Annotated in this window: 16 protein-coding genes and 2 tRNA genes; 14 read left to right on the top strand and 4 right to left on the bottom strand. The window is 32.2% G+C overall.

Going from position 1 to position 20616, the window contains the following annotated elements:
- From V7719_RS02700 to V7719_RS02645, 12 genes are all read left to right on the top strand, one after another.
- The gene (locus tag V7719_RS02700) at positions 1 to 1203 is read left to right on the top strand and encodes a beta-ketoacyl-[acyl-carrier-protein] synthase family protein (RefSeq protein WP_335728313.1); all 1203 of its coding nucleotides are present in this window, start codon (positions 1 to 3) and stop codon (positions 1201 to 1203) included.
- Positions 1200 to 2228 (top strand): beta-ketoacyl synthase chain length factor, encoded by a 1029-nt coding sequence (locus V7719_RS02695; RefSeq protein ID WP_335728312.1) that lies wholly within the window; start codon positions 1200 to 1202, stop codon positions 2226 to 2228. Before V7719_RS02700 ends, V7719_RS02695 begins: the two co-directional genes overlap by 4 nt.
- Entirely contained in the window at positions 2222 to 2998 is a 777-nt protein-coding gene (locus V7719_RS02690) for a polysaccharide deacetylase family protein (protein ID WP_335728311.1), read from the top strand. The genes V7719_RS02695 and V7719_RS02690 overlap by 7 nt, the downstream gene beginning before the upstream one ends.
- The gene (locus V7719_RS02685) at positions 2991 to 3617 is read left to right on the top strand and encodes an outer membrane lipoprotein carrier protein LolA (protein WP_335728310.1); all 627 of its coding nucleotides are present in this window, start codon (positions 2991 to 2993) and stop codon (positions 3615 to 3617) included. Before V7719_RS02690 ends, V7719_RS02685 begins: the two co-directional genes overlap by 8 nt.
- Complete coding sequence (locus V7719_RS02680) at positions 3598 to 4221, top strand: hypothetical protein (RefSeq protein WP_335728309.1); 624 nt, start codon at positions 3598 to 3600, stop codon at positions 4219 to 4221. Before V7719_RS02685 ends, V7719_RS02680 begins: the two co-directional genes overlap by 20 nt.
- Positions 4222 to 4296: 75 nt before the next feature.
- Positions 4297 to 4899, top strand: a complete 603-nt coding sequence (locus tag V7719_RS02675) for a porin family protein (protein WP_335728308.1) — start codon at positions 4297 to 4299, stop codon at positions 4897 to 4899.
- A gap of 8 nt (positions 4900 to 4907) precedes the next feature.
- Positions 4908 to 5279, top strand: a complete 372-nt coding sequence (locus V7719_RS02670) for a 3-hydroxyacyl-ACP dehydratase (RefSeq protein ID WP_335728307.1) — start codon at positions 4908 to 4910, stop codon at positions 5277 to 5279.
- Positions 5280 to 5322: 43 nt separating this feature from the next.
- Positions 5323 to 6519, top strand: a complete 1197-nt coding sequence (locus V7719_RS02665) for a DUF2062 domain-containing protein (protein ID WP_335728306.1) — start codon at positions 5323 to 5325, stop codon at positions 6517 to 6519.
- On the top strand, positions 6512 to 10201 hold the full coding sequence (locus V7719_RS02660) for an MMPL family transporter (protein ID WP_335728305.1): 3690 nt from the start codon (positions 6512 to 6514) through the stop codon (positions 10199 to 10201). Before V7719_RS02665 ends, V7719_RS02660 begins: the two co-directional genes overlap by 8 nt.
- Positions 10198 to 11742, top strand: a complete 1545-nt coding sequence (locus V7719_RS02655; protein ID WP_335728304.1) for a phytoene desaturase family protein — start codon at positions 10198 to 10200, stop codon at positions 11740 to 11742. Before V7719_RS02660 ends, V7719_RS02655 begins: the two co-directional genes overlap by 4 nt.
- 55 nt (positions 11743 to 11797) lie before the next feature.
- Entirely contained in the window at positions 11798 to 13471 is a 1674-nt protein-coding gene (locus V7719_RS02650; protein WP_335728303.1) for a C45 family peptidase, read from the top strand.
- Entirely contained in the window at positions 13468 to 14757 is a 1290-nt protein-coding gene (locus V7719_RS02645; RefSeq protein WP_335728302.1) for a phenylacetate--CoA ligase family protein, read from the top strand. Before V7719_RS02650 ends, V7719_RS02645 begins: the two co-directional genes overlap by 4 nt.
- Before the next feature lie 206 nt (positions 14758 to 14963).
- Here V7719_RS02645 and V7719_RS02640 read toward each other — a convergent pair.
- From V7719_RS02640 to mutS, 3 genes are all read right to left on the bottom strand, one after another.
- A tRNA-Leu gene (locus V7719_RS02640) sits at positions 14964 to 15047 on the bottom strand.
- Positions 15048 to 15093: 46 nt separating this feature from the next.
- Positions 15094 to 15165: transfer RNA gene (locus V7719_RS02635), tRNA-Gly, on the bottom strand.
- 102 nt (positions 15166 to 15267) lie between these two features.
- Positions 15268 to 17880 (bottom strand): DNA mismatch repair protein MutS, encoded by a 2613-nt coding sequence (mutS, locus tag V7719_RS02630; protein WP_335728301.1) that lies wholly within the window; start codon positions 17878 to 17880, stop codon positions 15268 to 15270.
- A 110-nt stretch (positions 17881 to 17990) separates the two neighbouring features.
- Between mutS and V7719_RS02625 the strand changes: the two genes are divergently transcribed.
- Positions 17991 to 18518 (top strand): RNA methyltransferase, encoded by a 528-nt coding sequence (locus V7719_RS02625; RefSeq protein ID WP_335728300.1) that lies wholly within the window; start codon positions 17991 to 17993, stop codon positions 18516 to 18518.
- 58 nt (positions 18519 to 18576) lie between these two features.
- Here V7719_RS02625 and folK read toward each other — a convergent pair whose 3' ends face one another.
- Positions 18577 to 19716, bottom strand: a complete 1140-nt coding sequence (folK, locus tag V7719_RS02620) for a 2-amino-4-hydroxy-6-hydroxymethyldihydropteridine diphosphokinase (protein ID WP_335728299.1) — start codon at positions 19714 to 19716, stop codon at positions 18577 to 18579.
- 70 nt (positions 19717 to 19786) lie between these two features.
- Here folK and V7719_RS02615 point away from each other — a divergent pair, with 70 nt between their 5' ends.
- On the top strand, positions 19787 to 20491 hold the full coding sequence (locus V7719_RS02615) for a queuosine precursor transporter (RefSeq protein ID WP_335728513.1): 705 nt from the start codon (positions 19787 to 19789) through the stop codon (positions 20489 to 20491).
- The last annotated feature ends 125 nt before the right edge of the window (positions 20492 to 20616 follow it).

The following is a 20616-nucleotide window of genomic DNA, read 5'->3' as shown; positions in this document are numbered from 1 at the left end:
ATGTTCCAAAACCGTGTTGCTATAACAGGAATGGGAATTATGTCTTCTATTGGTAATACTTTAGAAGAAAATCTATTTGCGCTTTTAAATTACAAAAATGGTATTGCACCTATAGTAAATATTGAAACACGACACCGAGGAGATATTAAGGTTGGCGAAATATTACAAACCAATAAGCAACTAGCAGACAGCCTCGATTTACCAAAAGATCATAACTATTCCAGAACAGCTTTATTAGGATGCATTGCCGCAAAACAAGCTTTGGATCAAGCGAATATTGAAGCTATAAATATGTTTAGAACTGGTTTAATATCATCAACAAGTGTTGGCGGTATGGATATGACCGAAAAACATTTTCAGAACTACAATACTAATTCTGAAAGTAGAAAATTTATTAGTAGTCATCACGCTGGTGATAGTACTGATAAGATTGCAGAGCATTTAGGGATTACCGATTACACAACGACTATAAGTACAGCGTGCTCTTCAGCAGCAAATGCTATTATGCTAGGTGCGCGATTAATTAAGTCCGGACAACTCGATCGTGTTATTGTTGGAGGCACTGATGGTTTAGCAAAATTTACCATCAATGGTTTTAAAACCCTAATGATATTATCTGACACAGACTGCGCTCCTTTTGATGCCAACAGAAAAGGTCTTAATTTAGGAGAGGCCGCTGCATATTTGGTATTAGAATCTGATACACTGGTAAAACAACAAAACAAAGAAATTTTGGCGTATGTAGCTGGTTACGGTAATGCTAATGATGCATTTCATCAAACAGCATCTTCAGCAAATGGAGATGGTGCTTATTTAGCCATGCAAAAAGCTTTGACTGTTGCAAATATCCAACCTCAAGACATCAATTACATTAATGCACATGGTACGGCAACTCCTAATAACGATTTATCTGAAGGCAGGGCTATAAAGCGGGTTTTTGGAAATACAATTCCAGATTTTAGTTCAACTAAAGCGTTTACAGGCCACACACTAGCTGCTGCTGGAGCTATAGAAGCCGTATATTCTATATTAGCACTTCAAAAAAACCTAATGTTTCCTAATTTAAATTTTAATACTGCCATTCCAGAATTACAAATGGTTCCAATCACAAAAGTGACAGAGAAACCATTAGACTATGTATTATCAAATTCCTTCGGGTTTGGAGGTAATTGTTCAACAATTATTTTTTCTAAAGGCCAATGAAACCCTGTTATATAAATAGTGCAGCTTCAATCTCGGCTCAAGATACTTATGATTCAAATAGTTTCTTACAAACAGTCATTTCTCACGATACAAAAACTGTTAATGCTATTCACCCTAAATACAAAACATTTATAAGTCCAATTGCTAGCAGGCGTATGGCAACTGGGGTGAAAATGGGTATTGCTACATCAAAAATTGCTTTACAAGAAGCGCAACTTGAAATTCCTGATGCTATTATAACAGGAACAGGTATGGGCTGTATTGAGGATTCAGAAAAATTCTTAAATGCTATTATTGATAATAACGAAGAATACTTGACTCCAACATCATTTATTCAATCGACTCATAATACAGTTGGTGCCCAAATTGCATTAACGCTTAAGTGCAAAGGTTATAATGTAACATATGTCCATGGTGCTGCTTCATTTGAATCTGCGCTTGTCGATGCACAACTTATGCTACATGAAAATACAGCAAACAACATTTTAGTTGGTGGTGTTGATGAATTAGGGAAGCAATTTATTCATGATATAGTGATGGCAGAAGAAATGGCTTCACAACCAATTACTACAGCATTTGGTGAAGGTGCTCATTTTTTCACAGTATCATCTTCAAAACAAAAAAGCACCTATTGTAAATTAAACGGCGTTGAAATTATTAATAAAGCAACTCCCGAATCCATCCAGGAAAAGCTACAAGGATTTTTAAAACATCATGAGTTATTAGCATCCGATATTGATGCAGTTATACTAGGCAGTAATGGTGATGATTTTGACAAATATTACCATCAGCTACAGGACTCCATTTTTAGCTCAACACCTCAAATACATTATAAACATCTTTGTGGCGAATTTTTTACAGCTTCTGCATTTGGTTTTTGGGCAGCAACCAATATTATTAAACATCAACGTATTCCGAAAGCTTTAATGCTCAACGGCACACCAAAAGCAAGCTATAAAAAAGTATTACTCTATAATCAATTTAAAGGGCAACAACATAGTTTTTTATTACTGACTGCATGTTAACATTTAAAAACATAAATGCTCTAACCACCACACTATTTATTAGTTTATTAATCGGTGAATTATATGTAAACATTCCTGTTTTAGCGTATGTTATTCTTGTTTTATCTTGGCTACTAATTACCATTATTGGTAGCTTTAACATCCTATGGAATTATCATCTTATGGCTTTTAATTCAAATAAAAATCATAAAGAAAAGCACGTTGCTATTACATTTGACGATGGTCCAAATATCAAGTATACACCACAAATTTTAGAGCTACTAAAATCTCATCAAGCAAAAGCAACTTTTTTTTGCATTGGTAAACATGTAGAAAAACATCCAAATATTATAAAAAACATTGTAAACGATGGACATACCATTGGCAATCACTCCTATTTTCATTCGAATTACTTTGATTTTTACAGAAAACAAAAAATAGTAAACGAAATTGAAAAAACCAATAACTTAGTTGAAACTATTATAGGTAAAAAAATGACGCTGTTTCGACCGCCTTTTGGTATTACAAATCCTTCAATAGCTAGAGCACTAAAACAAACGAAACACAAGGTTATTGGGTGGGATATTAGATCGTTGGATACTGTAAAAAACGACGAACAAAAAATCCTAAATAGAATTATAAAAAAAATTTCTCCTGGATCGGTTATCTTATTACATGATTCAAAAGAAATAACCGTTAGTGTTTTGGAACAATTGTTGCTATTTTTGCAAGAGAACGGTTATCAGTCTATAACTATTGATACCTTATTTAATATTGAAGCTTATGCGTAATATTTTCATTATACTATTTCTTTTTTTTGGTAATCAGATTACATTTTCTCAAGAACCACTTAATGCAAACGAAATAAAAACGTTCAAAGAAAAGGTCTTAACACTTGACAACAACACACAGACTATTGTTAGCGATTTTACACAATATAAACATTTAAGTTTTTTAAATAATGACATTGAAACTATTGGGAAACTAGTGTTTAAAATTCCTAATGTCATAAAATGGGAATACACATCACCTTATAAATACAGCGTGATTTTTAAAGACGAAAAGATTTTAATAAATGATGAAGGCGATAAAAGTAACATCGGCATTGGATCTAACAAAATGTTTAAAAGCTTAAACAATATAATTACAAATAGTCTAAAAGGCAATATGTTTAATGATGAAGAATTTGTAATATCCTATTTTAAAGTTAATGGTAATTACTTGGTAAAGTTTATTCCAAAAGAGAAAAACTTACTTAAACTTATTGCCAGACTTGAATTGCTATTTAATATTAAGACAAGTGATGTAACCGAAGTAAAAATGATTGAGCCTTCTGATGATTATACCAAAATTGTTTTCAAAAACAAAATACGTAACACAACTGTGGATAATGCGATTTTCAATAATTAGTTTAGTAGTTGTTTTACTTTTTTCCTGTGCCATTCCAACTGTTAAAGGACTTCCTGAGTTTAACTCAACAATTAATCAATTCTCAAACCCTTATTTTACTGATGTAAACACAGATTATGTTTATAAGGCTAAAATAAGTGCATACGATAATGTTTTTGGTGGCATTCTCATCATTAAAAAAATAAAAGAGAATAATCATCGTATAGTATTTACCACAAATTTTGGCAATAAAATTTTTGATTTCGAGCTTATTAACAATGAGGTTAAGATGCATTTTATCATGGAAGAACTAAATCGGAAAATCATAACCAAAACACTTACACGTGATTTTAAAACCTTAACCCAGGAGCATAACAACATTCAAAAAAAATTTAAAAAGAGTCTACAAGAAACTATTTATCAATCAAAAACAAAAAACAGATACAACCACTATATTGTAGTGTCAAATACGAATGAGCTTAAGAAAATTATTCATACTAGCCATTCAAAAGAAAAAATTAGTATTACATTTAATAAGGTTCAAAACAACATTGCTAAAACTATTAATATTCATCATAAAAACGCTCCAATTAAAATTGATTTAGATTATTTGGGTAATAACTAATTTAACTATTTATTATTTTTTAATTATAAGACTTTTACTTACTTGCACTACCCAAAATTCCCCAAATAAATAACTATGAAAAAGATTTCTTTATTTTTTTTAATTTCACTACTATTTGTATCCCATTTAAATGCTCAAGTAGAAATAAAACCAGGAATAAAAGGAGGTCTTAACATTGCCGATTTAACAAACACAGATAATTTTGGCGGTAGTAGTAAGAGTATTACATCCTTTCATATTGGAGGAACATTATCATTCAAATTTGCCGAGTTTTATACGTTACAGCCCGAAATTTTATATTCTAAACAAGGAAGTGATATTTCTTTAGGAGGATCAAATGGTAATATTAAAATTGAACTTGACTATTTATCAATTCCAATAAACAATAAATTTCACGTTGGCAATAAGGGCCTTAATTTTCAAATAGCTCCAGTTATCGATATTTTAATAAACGATAAAAATGTAGAGGATCCTCAAGAAGTAGATATTGCTGTTGCTGTAGCCATTGGTTACGATTTAACCAACGGTGTAGTTATTTCTGTTGGGTACAAGCAAGGACTTACCGATTTATTTGGTAGAAACGTGGATACAGGAAATGGCTTTGAAACAACAGAAGTTAGTGATTTAATGCTAAACAAGGTCATTCAATTAAGTGTTGGATATCAATTTGATTTTTAATAAAAGAGATGTTAATAAAAGATTTTTATACTATACAATCGATTACCACCTTTGATGAAAACACAATTCATGCACATATACAATTGAACAAAAATCATAAGGTTTTTGATGGTCATTTCATAGGAAACCCTGTAACTCCAGGAGTGTGCATGATACAAACCATAAAAGAAATAACTCAAGATTACGTTAAAGCATCTTTGTTTTTACAACACATTTCTAATGTGAAATTTACGGCTTTAATAAATCCATTTAAAAACTCAAATCTTGTTTTAGAACTCTCAATAATTCAAGAAAATAATACAATTAAAGTAAAGAATATTACTAAATTTACAGATGGCACTATTGCTTTAAAATGTAATGGTACTTTTGTGAAAAAATAAAAGTTGGTTTATAATTTTTCTTAAATCAAATTCTTAGTAATCTATGAAGGAAGTTACAACAGAGCACAAACTTAATAGCCTGCAATGTTGTGTTATTATACCAACCTTCAATAATCATAAAACACTACAAAAAGTTATTGATAGAGCCCTAGTCTATACCAAAAATATAATTGTTATTAACGACGGTTCAACTGACTCAACACCTCAAATTCTTAAAGAATACCCTCAAATACAACAAGTCCATTTTCAAAATAACAAAGGCAAAGGACAAGCATTACGTGCTGGATTTAAACATGCCGAAAGTTTAGGCTATCATTATGCCATTACGATAGATTCGGACGGGCAACATTTCCCAGAGGATATTCCTGTTTTTGTAAATGAACTCGAAAAAACTAAAAATAAAAACCTACTCCTTATTGGCGCACGAAATATGAGTCAGGAGAGTGTTCCTAAAAAAAGTAGTTTTGGGAATAAATTCTCAAACTTTTGGTTTTGGGTAGAAACGGGCAATAGACTTCAGGATACTCAATCTGGTTATCGACTCTACCCTATTCATCAACTTAAAGACCTGAAATTTTACACATCAAAATTCGAGTTTGAAATTGAGGTCATTGTTAAAGCTGCATGGCATGGCGTGACAGTAAAAAATATACCAATAAATATTTTATATGACCAAGTGGATCGCGTATCGCACTTTAGACCATTTAAAGATTTCACGCGTATTAGTATTTTAAATACGTGGTTGGTTATACTAACTTTTTTCTACATAAAACCACGTGACTTATACCGAAAATTAAAAAAAAAAGGTATTAAACGCTTTATAGTTGAAGACTTTTTAGGAAGTCAAGATTCACCAAGAAAAAAAGCGTTTTCAATCGCTCTAGGTGTTTTTATTGGTTTATCACCTCTATGGGGTTTACAATCGGTGATTGTTATTTTTTTAGCCATCGTATTAAATCTTAATAAGACTATCGCTTTTGCCTTTTCCAATATAAGTATCCCTCCTTTTATTCCATTTATTTTTCTGGCTAGTCTTTACACTGGAAATTTTGTATTGGACATAAACCACACCTATGCTCTCAACGATATTAGTATGGATTTCGAAGCATTAAAACATCTTAAAACTTATATTATAGGAAGCCTTAGTCTAGCAGTAGTATCTTCAATAACATTAGGAATACTAAGTTATTTTCTTTTTTTATTTTTTCAGAAGAAAAAAGCAACAGTAGCAAATGCATAATTTTTTTTATAACACATATCAATATTTCAATTCGAGAAAGCTATTCGGTTTTAGCGTTTTAGTGCTTTTGTTTTTATTATTGCTATTTATAGCTTCTAGAATTCAATTTGAAGAAGACATAACTAAACTAATTCCAAGTAATGATAAAAACTCAGAAGCACAAAAAGTCTTAAAAAATGTAAATTTTACAGATAAAATAATTGTAAATATCTCTAGAGACCCAAATGGTTCAATTGATGATCTAACAGATTATGCGTCTCAATTTATTGATAGTATTTCAAAAACCTCCAACAACTATATAAAGCAAATTCAGGGTAAAATAGATACTAATGAAATTCAAAGTACCCTAAATTTTATCTATCAGAATCTACCTCTTTTTTTAGATGAGAGTGACTATAAAACGATTGCAAATAAAATTCAAAAAGACAGCGTAGATGCAATACTCTTAAAGGATTATAAAACCTTAATTTCTCCATCTGGAATTATCGCCAAAGACATCATATTAAAAGACCCTTTAGGACTTTCATTTATCGCTTTAAAAAAACTACAAGAATTAAGTTTTGGAGAGGATTTTACATTACAAAATGGGTTTCTTGTCAGCAAGGACAAGAAACATATCTTACTATTTATTACCCCTGTTTTGGACGCAGCCGAAACAGCAGAAAACGCATTATTTGTTGAAAATTTATACGCTACAAGCGATAAGCTTAATAGTACTTTTGACGGCAAAGTGAGTAGTGAATATTTTGGTGGTATTTTAATTGCTGTTGCTAATGCAAAACAAATAAAAAATGATATTAAAACAACCATTAGTATTGCATTAACCGCACTACTACTCATTTTTATAGGCTTCTATAAAAAATTAACTGTTCCAATTATTTTATTTGGACCAACACTATTTGGAGGATTATTAGCAATAGCCTTACTGTTTCTATTAAGAGAAAAAATATCAGCAATATCTTTAGGTATTGGATCAGTACTTCTTGGTGTAACGTTGGATTACTCTCTACATATATTGACACAAATTAGGAGTAATAACAATATAAAGAGCTTATATAGAGAAATCACCAAGCCTATATTAATGAGTAGTCTAACAACAGCTTTGGCTTTTTTATGTTTGTTGTTTTTAAACTCTCAAGCGCTTCAAGATCTAGGTATTTTTGCTGCAGTTAGTGTTTTAGGAGCTTCCTGCTTTGCGCTATTTTTTATTCCTCAAGTTTATAAAGATCGTTCAGAAAGGATTAAAAAAAACACCTTAATTGACAAGATTGCATCCTATAATCTACATAGAAATAAGTGGGCAATTATTGCTTTTTTCATCCTATTAATAGGAAGTTTATTCACATACAACACGGTAATTTTTAATAAAGACTTAACGCAGCTTCATTATCAACCTAAGAATTTGAAAGCGGCAGAATCACGCTTAGACAAACTCATAAACAACGCGTCAAAATCAATTTATTTAGCAGCTTATGGTGATTCTGAACAAAAAACATTGCAGGTAAATGATGACATTTTATCAAAAATTAAAAAATTAAAAGCCGAAAATAAGATTATCAATTACAGTTCGATTGGAACTTTTGTTCATTCTGAAAAGCAACAACAGCAACAAATTTCGAAATGGAATTCCTTTTGGGATGAAAACACCATTGAAAACGCCAAAAATAATATCATTGAAAGCGGAAATGCCTTAGGTTTTAAACCAAATACTTTTAATACATTCTATTCGCTTTTAAATACCCCTTTTAGCCCCTTAGAAAGTAACGATTATAAAGCCATAAAAACATTTTCTGTTGATGATTATATCACTACAAAAGATGACTTCACAACCATAACAACCTTGGTTAAAACTAAAAATGAAGCCCATGTTATTAATGCTTTTAAAAATCAATCTCAAGTTTTGGTTATTGACAGGCAACAAATGAATGAAACCTTTTTAGGCAACTTAAAAAATGACTTTAATCGCTTAATTGGGTATTCGCTAATCGTTGTACTTATCATATTGTTTTTATTTTACAAAAGCTTTTCTTTGACTTTAGTAACAAGTATCCCAATTTGCCTAACATGGCTATTGACTATTGGTGTCATGGGATTCTTTGGTTTGGAATTCAACATCTTTAACATCATAATTTCAACCTTTATTTTCGGTTTAGGTATAGACTATAGTATTTTTATAACCAATGGATTACTACATGAACTCAGAACTGGTGAAAAAGCATTAGCAACCCATAAAACGTCTATCTTATTATCTGTTATAACAACCATTTTGGGTGTTGGTGTTTTAATCTTTGCCAAACACCCAGCTTTACATTCTATATCGCTTGTATGTATAATAGGTATTTTATCTGCAGTTCTTATCGCATTTACGATACAACCCGTATTATTCAAATTATTTATTGGCAGCTCCACAAAAAGACCTATAACATTAAGGCTACTTATTCATACATTATCATCATTCACTTATTTTGGATTAGGTGGTTTTTTACTTTCTGTATTTAGTGTTACGGTAATGAAAATTATCCCAATTCCTAAAAAAACTAAGATGAAATGGTTTCATAAAACCATTTCAAATTTTATGAAATCCGTGCTCTACACCAACCCTTTTTTAATTAAAAGAATCATAAATGAAAACAATGAGGATTTCAAAAAGCAATCTATCATCATCGCAAATCACACCTCGTTTTTAGACATTCTAGCTATTGGAATGTTACACCCAAAGATTATCTTTCTGGTAAATGATTGGGTTTATAATTCTCCAATTTTCGGAAAGGCAGTACAATTAGCTGGATTTTATCCTGTGTCAAGTGGTATTGAAAATGGGCTAGAGCATTTAAAGAAAAAAATAGACCAAGGCTATACCTTAATGGCTTTTCCAGAAGGCACACGATCTAAAACCCATAAAATAAAACGCTTTCATAAAGGTGCCTTTTATCTTGCCGATCAATTTAATTTAGATGTTGTTCCTGTACTTATTCATGGAAATTCTGAAGTCATTCCAAAAGGAGAATCTATGATTAGAGATGGAAACATCACTTTAAAAATATTAAATAGAATTACACCTAATGACTCACGATTTAGTGAAAACTACTCGCAAAGAGCCAAACAAATAGGCGCTTTCTTTAGAACTGAATTTAATAATCTCAGAAAAGAGAAAGAAAGTGCTACGTACTTTCATAAAATTCTATTAGATGATTACAGATATAAAGGTGATGCATTATACAAACGCGTTAGTATTGATATTAACAACAATCAAGACACTTACCAATCCATAGTAAATGTTATTGGAAAAAAAGACACAGTTGTACACGTATCTAATGATGCAGGACAACTAGATTTTTTATTGGCTTTAAACGCAAATGATAGAACCATCATTTCTTATATTGAAAATCAGAATAACAGAACAATAGTTAAAAACAGTTTTATAACAAAAAATTATAAAGTAACTTGTGTCGACTCTATTGAGGATGCAATGAATTATAAAGCAAATGCTTTAATAATCAACACAAATAACACAACACTGGAAGAGCAAATAAAACCATTTGTGAGCAATGACTTAAATCTTATTATTTTATTAAAAGAAAGTAGAAATTCATCAATCTCAGATGTTCTTGATTTAGGATTTGAATCTAGCAATCAAAATAAAAACATTACGATTTTAACAAAACAGGTAATTAAAGAATGAAAGCACATTACGATGTTGTAATTATAGGAAGTGGTTTAGGTGGTTTAGTTTCTGCCAATATATTAGCAAAAGAAGGTTATAGTGTATGTGTTTTAGAAAAAAATAATCAATATGGAGGCAACTTACAAACCTTTGTTCGAGACAGAACCATTTTTGATACAGGTGTGCATTATATAGGTGGATTAAACAAAGGGCAAAACTTATATCAGTATTTTAAATATCTCGATATTATTGACGATTTGAATTTAAAAAAACTAGATGAAGATGGGTTTGATATTGTAACATTTGATGGTGATGATACTGAATATAAACATGCACAAGGTTATAAAAATTTTATTCAAAATTTACATGCTCAATTCCCTGAAGAAGAAAAAGCCATTATAACCTATTGCGATAAAATTGAAGATATTTGCGATAAATTCCCGTTATACAGATTAAAACATGGTAAACCTTACTATGAAAACTCAGATATTTTTAGCCTCAAAGCCAAAGATTATATCGATTCTATTACTAACAATAAAAAATTGAGAGCCGTACTTGCTGGTACTAACTTTTTATATGCTGGCGACGCAAATCGCACACCGTTTTATGTGCATGCACTAACCGTAAATTCTTATATAGAAAGCGCCCATAGATGTCTCAATGGCGGTAGTCAAATTTCTAAAATTTTAATTCGTCGCTTAAAAGAAAATGGAGGCGATGCCTTTAAGCATCATGAGGTTGTTAAGTTTGGATACGAAGACAAAAAAATTAGCTCTGTATTTACAAAAAACAATAAAGAAATTAAAGGTGATTTATTTATTTCAAATATTGAGCCTAAACTAACCGTAAAACTTGTTGGTGAAGATAGATTTAGAAAAGCTTACACTAATAGAATTAAAAATATAGAAAGCATAATTGCAGGCTTTAGTTTATACATTGTTTTAAAACCTAATTCTTTTAAATATCAAAATAAAAATTTCTACCATATAAAAGACCATAATAAAGTTTGGGACGGACAAGACTACACCCATGAAAGTTGGCCTGAAGGCTATATGGTATCCATGGGAATAAATAAAAAAACAGATACTTGGGGAGATAGCTTAACCGTTATGACCTATATGCGTTATGAGGAAGTTGAGCCTTGGGAAAACACGTTTAATACTGTAGCGAACAAAAATGATAGAGGACAAACCTATGCCGAATTTAAAGCAGAAAAAGCTGAAAAACTAATTGTAGAATTAGAAAAAAAATTCCCTAATATTCGTGATTGTATTCAAGAAATATATACCTCAACACCCTTATCTTATAGAGATTATATAGGGGCTAATAGAGGTTCTATTTATGGTTATGTTAAAGATGCCGACAACCCTTTGCGTTCTTTTATATCACCAAGAACTAAAATTAAAAATTTATTACTAACTGGACAAAGTTTAAATATGCACGGTATATTAGGCGTTACCATTGGAGCTGTACTCACTTGCTCTGAAGTTGTTGGTATGGAAACCTTATTAAACAAAATATTGGACGCTAATAAAACTGAAGAAAGCGGTTTAAATTAATTGGATGCGAGATATTAAAAAAAAGCCAACAAAGTTTTAAGCAAACTGAATTAATATGAGGTTGAAAGTAAACATACTTAAGAGAGGACTCATTTTTACCCTTTTGGTTTTTATACTAACCTCGTGTGGTATATCGAAATCGCTAAACGACATTCCAGATGTAAGCGCCTATAATACTGCTATTCCCGAAAGAATAAAGACTTCAGATTCTACATTTGTATTAGGAAATAACACATTAAAAAAGAACAAACAAGGCTTATGGGAGCTTTATGTTGAAGGTAATCCTTATGAAAGAGGGTTGATTACAGGAAGTCTCAGTAAAGAATTGTTCAACAACCAAGAGGAGGTTTTCTTATCTAAAGTTAACGACTTGGTTCCTTCAAAAGTAAAACAAACACTATTGCGCAAGTTTTTGGCATGGTTTAATCGGAAAATGTATTTGCATATCCCCTTAGAATATAAAACCGAAATTTATGGGCTTTCAAAATACGCATCTACCAAGTATAACCACATTGCAGATCCATATTTAAGAGTTCTATATTTACATGGCGCACATGATATTGGTCATGCATTACAAGATTTGGCTTTAGTAGGTTGCTCTTCGTTTGCTGCATGGGGAGAAAAAACAGAAGATGGTAGCCTAATTATAGGTCGGAATTTCGATTTTTATGCGGGTGATGATTTTGCAAAGGAAAAAATAATTGCATTTGTAAACCCTACAGAAGGGCACAAATTTATGTCTGTTACGTGGGGAGGAATGATTGGTGTTGTTTCAGGAATGAATGAACATGGCCTTACCGTTACAATCAATGCCGGAAAATCTAAAATTCCATTAATCGCTAAAACACCTATTTCTATTTTAAACAGAGAAATATTACAATATGCATCAACCATTAATGAGGCTATAGCTATTGCTAAAAAGCGAAAAGTCTTTGTATCAGAGTCTATATTAATTGGGAGTGCTAAAGATAAAAAGGCTGTTATTATTGAAGTGTCGCCAAAGAATTTTGGCGTGTACGAAGTGCCTAATTCTAATCAATTAATATGTTCTAATCATTTTCAAAGCGACGCTTATGCTGATGACGAGAAAAACATAAAACATAAAGCAGAAAGCCATTCCCAATATCGTTATCAACGTATGGAAGAACTGTTAAATCAACATCCCAAAATAACACCCCAAATTGCAGTTGATATCTTACGAAATAAAGAAGGCTTACATGATAAAACGATTGGTTATGGCAACGAAAAAGCACTCAACCAATTATTAGCACACCATGCTATTGTTTTCAAACCAGAACAGGGTTTAGTTTGGGTGTCTTCAAACCCTTATCAATTAGGAGAATTTGTAGCTTACAATTTAAATGATATTTTTAAAAACCCAAAAAAAGAATCGCTCTCTAATGATTTCTTAACTATTGAAAAGGATAGTTTTCAATTCACTAAGGCTTATAAAGATTACGAGGCATATAGAAAGCTAAGTGCTCAAGTTCTGTCTTCAATCGAAAAGGATAAGACTATTGATTCCTCTATAATTTCTGACTTACAAATCACAAATCCTGAGTATTGGGAAGCTTATTATTTAGTAGGCACATATTACTATAACAAAGGATATTATACAGCTGCTTTAATTGCCTTCGAAAAAGCAAAGACAAGAGAAATCACAACAGTTCCAGACCAAAAGAAAGTTGATAGATATATTAAAAAATTAAAAAGAAAGTTAAGTCTATGATTCCAGATATTGAAAAAGCATCAACTTCCGATATAAAAGCGTTTCAAAATGAACAATTAAAACTTCTTCTAAACTATTTAAATACGCATTCTGCTTTTTATAAACGTTTATTTAAGACTCATAACATTGATATTAACACCATTAATTCTCTCGAAGATTTAGCTGTAATTCCAACAACATCCAAGGAAGATTTACAAAATTACAACGATGATTTTATTTGTGTTCCTAGAAAAGAGATTATTGATTATGTAACAACATCTGGAACCATAGGAGAGCCCGTAACTTTTGCATTAACAGATAGCGACTTGAAACGCCTGGCATACAACGAGGCAATCTCTTTTGCTTGTGCAGGCATAAATCAAGACGATGTTATTCAGTTAATGACGACCATTGACAGACGATTTATGGCTGGATTAGCATATTTTTTGGGTGCCCGAGAACTTGGTGCTGGCATAATTCGCGTTGGTAATGGGATTCCTGAACTGCAATGGGATTCCATAATTAAATTTAAACCAACCTACATTATTGCAGTACCATCATTTTTATTGAAACTTATTGAATATGCTCATAAGCATGATATAGATTTAAATACATCAGGAATAAAAGGTGCTATTTGTATTGGCGAACCGCTTCGGGAACAAGACTTTTCGTTAAATACATTATCACAAAAAATAAAGGAAAAGTGGGACATTGAGTTATTCTCAACCTATGCATCTACCGAAATGAATACTGCCTTTACAGAGTGTGAGCAACAACAAGGTGGTCATCATCATCCTGAATTAATTATTATTGAAATTTTAGACGACGACAATCAACCAGTAGCGCAAGGTGAAGCTGGAGAATTAACAATTTCAACTTTAGGTGTAGAAGGCATGCCTTTACTGCGATTTAAAACTGGAGATATTGTAAAAGCACATAACTCAAAATGTGACTGCGGAAGAAACACATTGCGTTTAGGACCCGTTATAGGCAGAAAAAAGCAGATGATAAAATATAAAGGCACGACATTATATCCTCCAGCAATGCATAATATTCTGAATGATTTTACCAAGGTTGAATCATATATTATTGAAATTTCACATAACAATATTAATACAGACGAGATACTTATTAAAATAGGGACTTCAGATCCTTCAGACGATTTATTACAAGAAATTAAAGACCACTTTAGAGCTAAATTAAGAGTACTTCCAAAGATTGAATTTAACGATAAAAAAGAAATCCGAAAATTACAATTTCCAAAAATGAGCAGAAAACCTATGTTGGTTATTGATAAAAGAAAATGACCCCTTTTTTAACCAGATCAAAATTAAAATGTTCTTCTTGAACAAAAAAGACGAGACTAGGCTGTGTCGAGTCCCATTTCAACTTCTTGAGAAAAGCCAATCCAACGTTTTGGGTTGCTTTTTCGTTTTTAAAATGCCCTTAAAACAAACTTTCTGTGTGTTTTAAAAACAAAAAAGCCGAAACTTTCGTTTCGGCTTTTCATTTGTACTGAAGACGGGACTTGAACCCGTACGTCCTAATGGACATTGGATTTTAAGTCCAACGTGTCTACCAATTCCACCACTTCAGCATTTAGATGTACATAATGTACAAATTGGTATATTTTCTCGGTTTAGAGCGAAAGACGGGATTTGAACCCGCGACCCCCACCTTGGCAAGGTGATGCTCTACCCCTGAGCTACTTTCGCATTATAGCAATTATTTAAATGAACGTTTGTTGTAATTGCGAGGGCAAATTTAAGACTTTTATCAGAAAAGCAAAGCCTTTTTATTAAAAATTCAAACTTTTTTTATGCATGCTTCTTTTTCAATAACATACGCCTAATTTCATTGAGTTTCATAAGCGCCTCAACAGGCGTCAAAGTATCGATATCTATATTGACAATCTCCTCCTTAATCTGCTCTAACAAAGGATCATCCAAATTAAAAAAGCTTAATTGCATCTCATTATTTAAGGTCTTTACCTTATCAGTCAATTCTTCACTAGAATGTGACTTTTCTAATTGCTTCAGTATTTTATTAGCACGATGTATCACTTGCTGAGGCATTCCAGCCATTTTTGCGACGTGAATTCCGAAGCTATGCTCACTTCCACCTTCAACCAATTTTCTCAGGAATAAGACATTGTTTTTTAATTCTTTTACCGAAACATTGAAATTCTTGATGCGTTCAAAAGTTTCAGACATTTCATTGAGCTCATGATAATGTGTGGCAAATAAGGTTTTTGCCTTAGATGGATGTTCGTGTAAATACTCACTAATAGCCCAAGCAATAGAAATCCCATCATAAGTACTTGTACCTCTACCAATTTCATCAAGCAACACCAAACTTCTATCTGAAATATTATTCAAAATAGAAGCCGTTTCATTCATCTCAACCATAAATGTCGATTCTCCCATCGAAATATTATCACTCGCGCCTACTCTCGTAAAAATCTTATCGGTTAATCCAATAGTAGCCGTTTCAGCAGGCACAAAACTTCCCATTTGTGCTAATAACACAATTAAGGCCGTTTGACGTAAAATAGCCGATTTACCTGACATATTCGGACCAGTAATCATAATAATTTGCTGCTGTTCTCGATCCAAATACAAATCATTAGCAATAAAAGGTTCGCCATGAGGTAATTGCTTTTCAATCACTGGATGCCTACCATTTTTAATATCTAATTCATAACCTTCAGTAAGTGTTGGTCTGGTATATTTATTTTCGGTAGCCAATTGCGCAAATCCAGTTAAACAATCCAGCTGAGCTATTAATGCTGAGTTCTTTTGAACAGGTTGTATAAACTGAGTAATCCAATTGACCAATTCGGCAAACAATTGTTGCTCTATGGCTAATATGCGCTCTTCAGCACCTAAAATTTTGGTTTCGTATTCTTTAAGTTCTTCTGTGATGTATCGCTCTGCACTAACGAGTGTTTGCTTTCTAATCCATTCTTCAGGAACTTTATCTTTATGTGTGTGACGGACTTCAATATAATACCCAAACACATTATTGGATGCTATTTTAAGTGATGTAATTCCTGTGCGTTCGCTTTCACGTTCTAGCATTTTATCCAGATACTCTTTTCCAGAAGCCGAAAGACCTCGTAGTTCTTTTAATTCCGAAGAAAAATCAGAAGAAATCGTATTTCCTTTTAAAATATTGACAGGCGCTTCTTCATTTAATGTCGTTTTGATACGATTACGAAGTTCGTCACAGGCATCCATTTGCTCTCCTAAATATTGTAAGGCGCCATTTTCAGTTTGAAGTGCTAAAGCTTTTATTGGTATAATTGCTTCCAAAGCATTTTTTAGCTGAACGACTTCACGAGGTGAGATTTTTACCGTAGCAACTTTTGAAATGAGACGCTCAATATCACCAATTTGTTTTAATTGATCTTGAAACTTATGAAGCAATTCCGAATCATTTTTGACATATTCTACAACCTCATGACGTTTATTGATACTCTCTATGTTTACTAAAGGCAATGCCAACCAACGTTTGAGTAATCGTCCACCCATTGGAGAAATGGTTTTATCAATAACATCAACAAGGGTGACTGCATTTTGATTGGTCGATTGATACAACTCCAAGTTTTTAATGGTAAAACGATCCATCCAAACATGCTCACCTTTTGTTAAGCGCTGAATCGATGTAATATGTTGTAATTTATGATGCTGTGTTTCTCCTAAATAATGTAAAATTGCTCCAGAAGCGACAATACCTTCGTATAAATCTTCAATCCCAAAACCTTTAAGTGATTTAGTATTAAAATGTTTCAATAAAGTTTCATTCGCATAGTCATCTTGAAATACCCAATCTTCTATATAAAATGCATGGAAATCATTTCCAAAAGTATCATTATATTTTTTTCGATTGGGCTTAGAAACTAGAACTTCGCTAGGTCTAAAATTTTGGAGAAGCTTATCTACATATTCGCTATTGCCTTGAGACATAAAAAACTCGCCTGTAGAGACATCTAAAAACGATACGCCAATATGATGGATTCCGAAGAACACCGCAGCCAAAAAGTTATTCGTTTTAGAATGCAGAATATCATCATTTAAGGCAACACCTGGTGTTACTAACTCGGTCACACCACGTTTAACAATAGTTTTTGTTAGTTTAGGATCTTCAAGCTGATCACAAATAGCAACACGCTGCCCAGCTTTAACCAATTTTGGTAAATACGTATTCAACGAATGATGCGGAAAACCAGCCAACTCGGTTTCGGTTGCGCTACCTGCACCTCGTTTGGTTAAAATAATATCTAAAATTTTAGACGCCTTTACAGCATCCTGACCAAACGTTTCATAGAAATCACCAACTCTAAACAATAACAATGCATCAGGATATTTCACCTTGATGGTATTATACTGCTTCATTAACGGCGTTTCTTTTTTTACTTTTTTAGCCAATGGTTTTGCGTATTTTTGTTAAAATTGTAAGACTGCTAATGTACTTATAATTTGAAGTTTTATTAAACTCAAAAGCCATAAGTTATCTACAAAAAACGTAAGATTTTAACATGCGGAAACTAAAAAACAACGAACTCGACAGATTAGATGTTGACGAATTTAAGTCGGCAGAAAAAACACCACTTATCATTATCCTTGATAATATTAGAAGTCTAAATAATATTGGTTCGGTATTTAGAACAAGTGATGCCTTTTTAGTTGAAAAGATTTATCTCTGCGGAATTACGGCAACACCACCACATAATGATATTAGAAAAACAGCTTTAGGAAGTACTGAAACTGTGGATTGGGAATATGCTGAACACACCATAGATATCGTCAACAAGCTAAAATCTAAAAACGTTAAAGTGATTTCAATTGAGCAAGCTGAACGTGCAACCATGCTTAACGAATTTCAACCAGAACCTGACCAGAAATATGCTCTCGTATTTGGCAACGAAGTTAAAGGCGTCTCTCAAGATGTGGTTAATGCTAGTGACATCGTGATTGAAATACCTCAGTTTGGAACCAAACATTCACTAAATATTTCGGTGAGTTGTGGAGTTGTGGTTTGGGATGTGTTTAGTAAGATGAAATAAAAAATAAAACTGTCATTCTGAACTCCTTCTGAATGACATAACTTGAATCTTCAGTCTTCTAACTTTTAACTTCTCCACAAATCTCACCTAACAACCATAAATAGTCAGATCGACTATTCACAAAATCCTTATCTGAAATATCAATGATTTTCACATTGAGTTCTGATTGGTTTTTTAAGAAGTCTAAATACCCAGAATTGATTTTATCTAAATACTCATCATCAATATTTTGCTCGTAATCACGACCACGTTTTTTGATGTTTTCTTGCAATCGCGCAGTGTTTTGGTATAAGTAGACATATAAATCTGGCTTAGCAATGTCTTTATACATTAAATAAAACAATTTTCGATAGAGCTTAAATTCATCTTCTGGCAAAGTGATTTTAGAGAAAATTAAAGACTTATAAATATCATAATCGCTTACTATAAAATCCTTAAACAAATCCAATTGTGACAAGTCATCACTAATTTGCTGATAACGATCGGCAAGAAAAGACATTTCTAAGGTAAACGCATAACGCTGTGGTTCTTCGTAAAACTTAGGCAAAAACGGATTATCAGCAAAGCGCTCTAAAATAATTTTCGCATTATAATCACAAGAAATTTGATGCGCCAAACTGGTTTTCCCAGCTCCTATATTTCCTTCGATAGCAATGTAATTGTAATTTGAAAAATCAAACTGCTTAGACGGATTTTTCAACCAAATCTTAATCGCTTCAATCTCGCTTTCATCTTCACATTCAACAAGCAACTCTTCAACTGTTTTTTTAAATTTTGGATGTTCAAATTTTGGCGCAACATCCTTTAATGGCTGTAAAACGAATTGTCTATTCTGAAGTTCAGGATGAGGAACGCTCAATAGTTCTGTCTTTAGCATTTCAGCATTAAAAAAAAGAATATCTAAATCGATTGTTCTGGCTTGATACGTTTCAGAAAATGTTCGTTCTCGGCCTAACTTAAGTTCTATTGCTTGCAACTTTTGCAATACATCTTCCGCAGAAAAACGAGTTTCTATATAAATACACGTGTTTAAAAAATCGTCGCTTTCAAATCCAAAAGCAGGTGAATTATAAACCTTCGAAATACTGTTAACTTTGCCAATTTCAGCAAAAATTAAATCGACCGCCTCTTGCAGATATTTAATTCTGTCTCCCTTATTGCTCCCAAGAGCGATGTAAACGTGGTTAGTCAAATTCATATTGAACGCCAAAATAATGAAAAGAAATCCGTTTTATCTTATATTTACAGTAACTTTTTATTCACAATTTATGACCATAAAAGACAAACTTGCTGCTCAGAAAATCTATTTATTTCTTGCAGCCTTGTTTATCACGTCTTTGGTGGTTTCAAATCTTATTTTTAAAAAGTTTTTTTATTGGCATCCATTTGAAGTTGAAATTTTTGGAACTAAGCTTTTTGAAATCTCAGTTGGCATCTTACCATATCCTATCACCTTTTTAATTACCGATTTGATTAGTGAAATTTACGGAAAGAAGCGTGCTAATCAAGTTGTGATTGCTGGTATTTTTGCCTCTCTGTTTTCATTGTTAATTGTTTTTGTGTCTAATGCAGTTCCTGCAACTTCTTGGTCACCTGTAAAAGATGACATGTTCTCTACTGTTTTTGGAAACACATCAATTGCTGTTTTTGCAAGTATGATAGCTTATTTATTAGCACAATTTGTTGACATTCAAATTTATCATTTTTGGAAACGTTTGACTAAAGGAAAACATCTTTGGCTAAGAAATAACTTTTCTACATGGTTATCTCAATTTGTTGACACCTTGACTATTCTATTGCTATTGTGTTCCTTTGATATTATTGCTTGGGAACGATTTCGTGGATTGTTAGTTGCAGGATTTTTATTCAAAGTATTAGTTGCAGCCTTAGATACACCGTTTTTATATCTAGGTGTGTATCTGTTTAGGAAACGTTTCAACTTAAAAGTTAACGAAGAAATCGAACTCATCTAGATCATTACAAATCTCACCAATTGGGTTAAAATTATATTAAACTTTAATAGCCCATCAACTTTTACACAGAACTTTGCGTATATATAATTACCTACAAATATTTTATACTAAAGAGGAAAATAAAA

The sequence above is a fragment of the Psychroserpens sp. genome, assembly GCF_036960315.1.
Lineage (GTDB): Bacteria > Bacteroidota > Bacteroidia > Flavobacteriales > Flavobacteriaceae > Psychroserpens.
This window is presented reverse-complemented; position numbering and strand designations above follow the sequence as displayed.

Excerpts from the sequence above, each read along its gene's own strand:
- V7719_RS02700 (WP_335728313.1), top strand. The coding sequence starts at position 1 with ATGTTCCAAAACCGTGTTGCTATAACAGGAATGGGAATTATGTCTTCT.
- V7719_RS02695 (WP_335728312.1), top strand. The coding sequence starts at position 1,200 with ATGAAACCCTGTTATATAAATAGTGCAGCTTCAATCTCGGCTCAAGAT.
- V7719_RS02690 (WP_335728311.1), top strand. The coding sequence starts at position 2,222 with ATGTTAACATTTAAAAACATAAATGCTCTAACCACCACACTATTTATT.
- V7719_RS02685 (WP_335728310.1), top strand. The coding sequence starts at position 2,991 with ATGCGTAATATTTTCATTATACTATTTCTTTTTTTTGGTAATCAGATT.
- V7719_RS02680 (WP_335728309.1), top strand. The coding sequence starts at position 3,598 with ATGCGATTTTCAATAATTAGTTTAGTAGTTGTTTTACTTTTTTCCTGT.
- V7719_RS02675 (WP_335728308.1), top strand. The coding sequence starts at position 4,297 with ATGAAAAAGATTTCTTTATTTTTTTTAATTTCACTACTATTTGTATCC.
- V7719_RS02670 (WP_335728307.1), top strand. The coding sequence starts at position 4,908 with ATGTTAATAAAAGATTTTTATACTATACAATCGATTACCACCTTTGAT.
- V7719_RS02665 (WP_335728306.1), top strand. The coding sequence starts at position 5,323 with ATGAAGGAAGTTACAACAGAGCACAAACTTAATAGCCTGCAATGTTGT.
- V7719_RS02660 (WP_335728305.1), top strand. The coding sequence starts at position 6,512 with ATGCATAATTTTTTTTATAACACATATCAATATTTCAATTCGAGAAAG.
- V7719_RS02655 (WP_335728304.1), top strand. The coding sequence starts at position 10,198 with ATGAAAGCACATTACGATGTTGTAATTATAGGAAGTGGTTTAGGTGGT.
- V7719_RS02650 (WP_335728303.1), top strand. The coding sequence starts at position 11,798 with ATGAGGTTGAAAGTAAACATACTTAAGAGAGGACTCATTTTTACCCTT.
- V7719_RS02645 (WP_335728302.1), top strand. The coding sequence starts at position 13,468 with ATGATTCCAGATATTGAAAAAGCATCAACTTCCGATATAAAAGCGTTT.
- V7719_RS02625 (WP_335728300.1), top strand. The coding sequence starts at position 17,991 with ATGCGGAAACTAAAAAACAACGAACTCGACAGATTAGATGTTGACGAA.
- folK (WP_335728299.1), bottom strand. The coding sequence starts at position 19,716 with ATGAATTTGACTAACCACGTTTACATCGCTCTTGGGAGCAATAAGGGA.
- V7719_RS02615 (WP_335728513.1), top strand. The coding sequence starts at position 19,787 with ATGACCATAAAAGACAAACTTGCTGCTCAGAAAATCTATTTATTTCTT.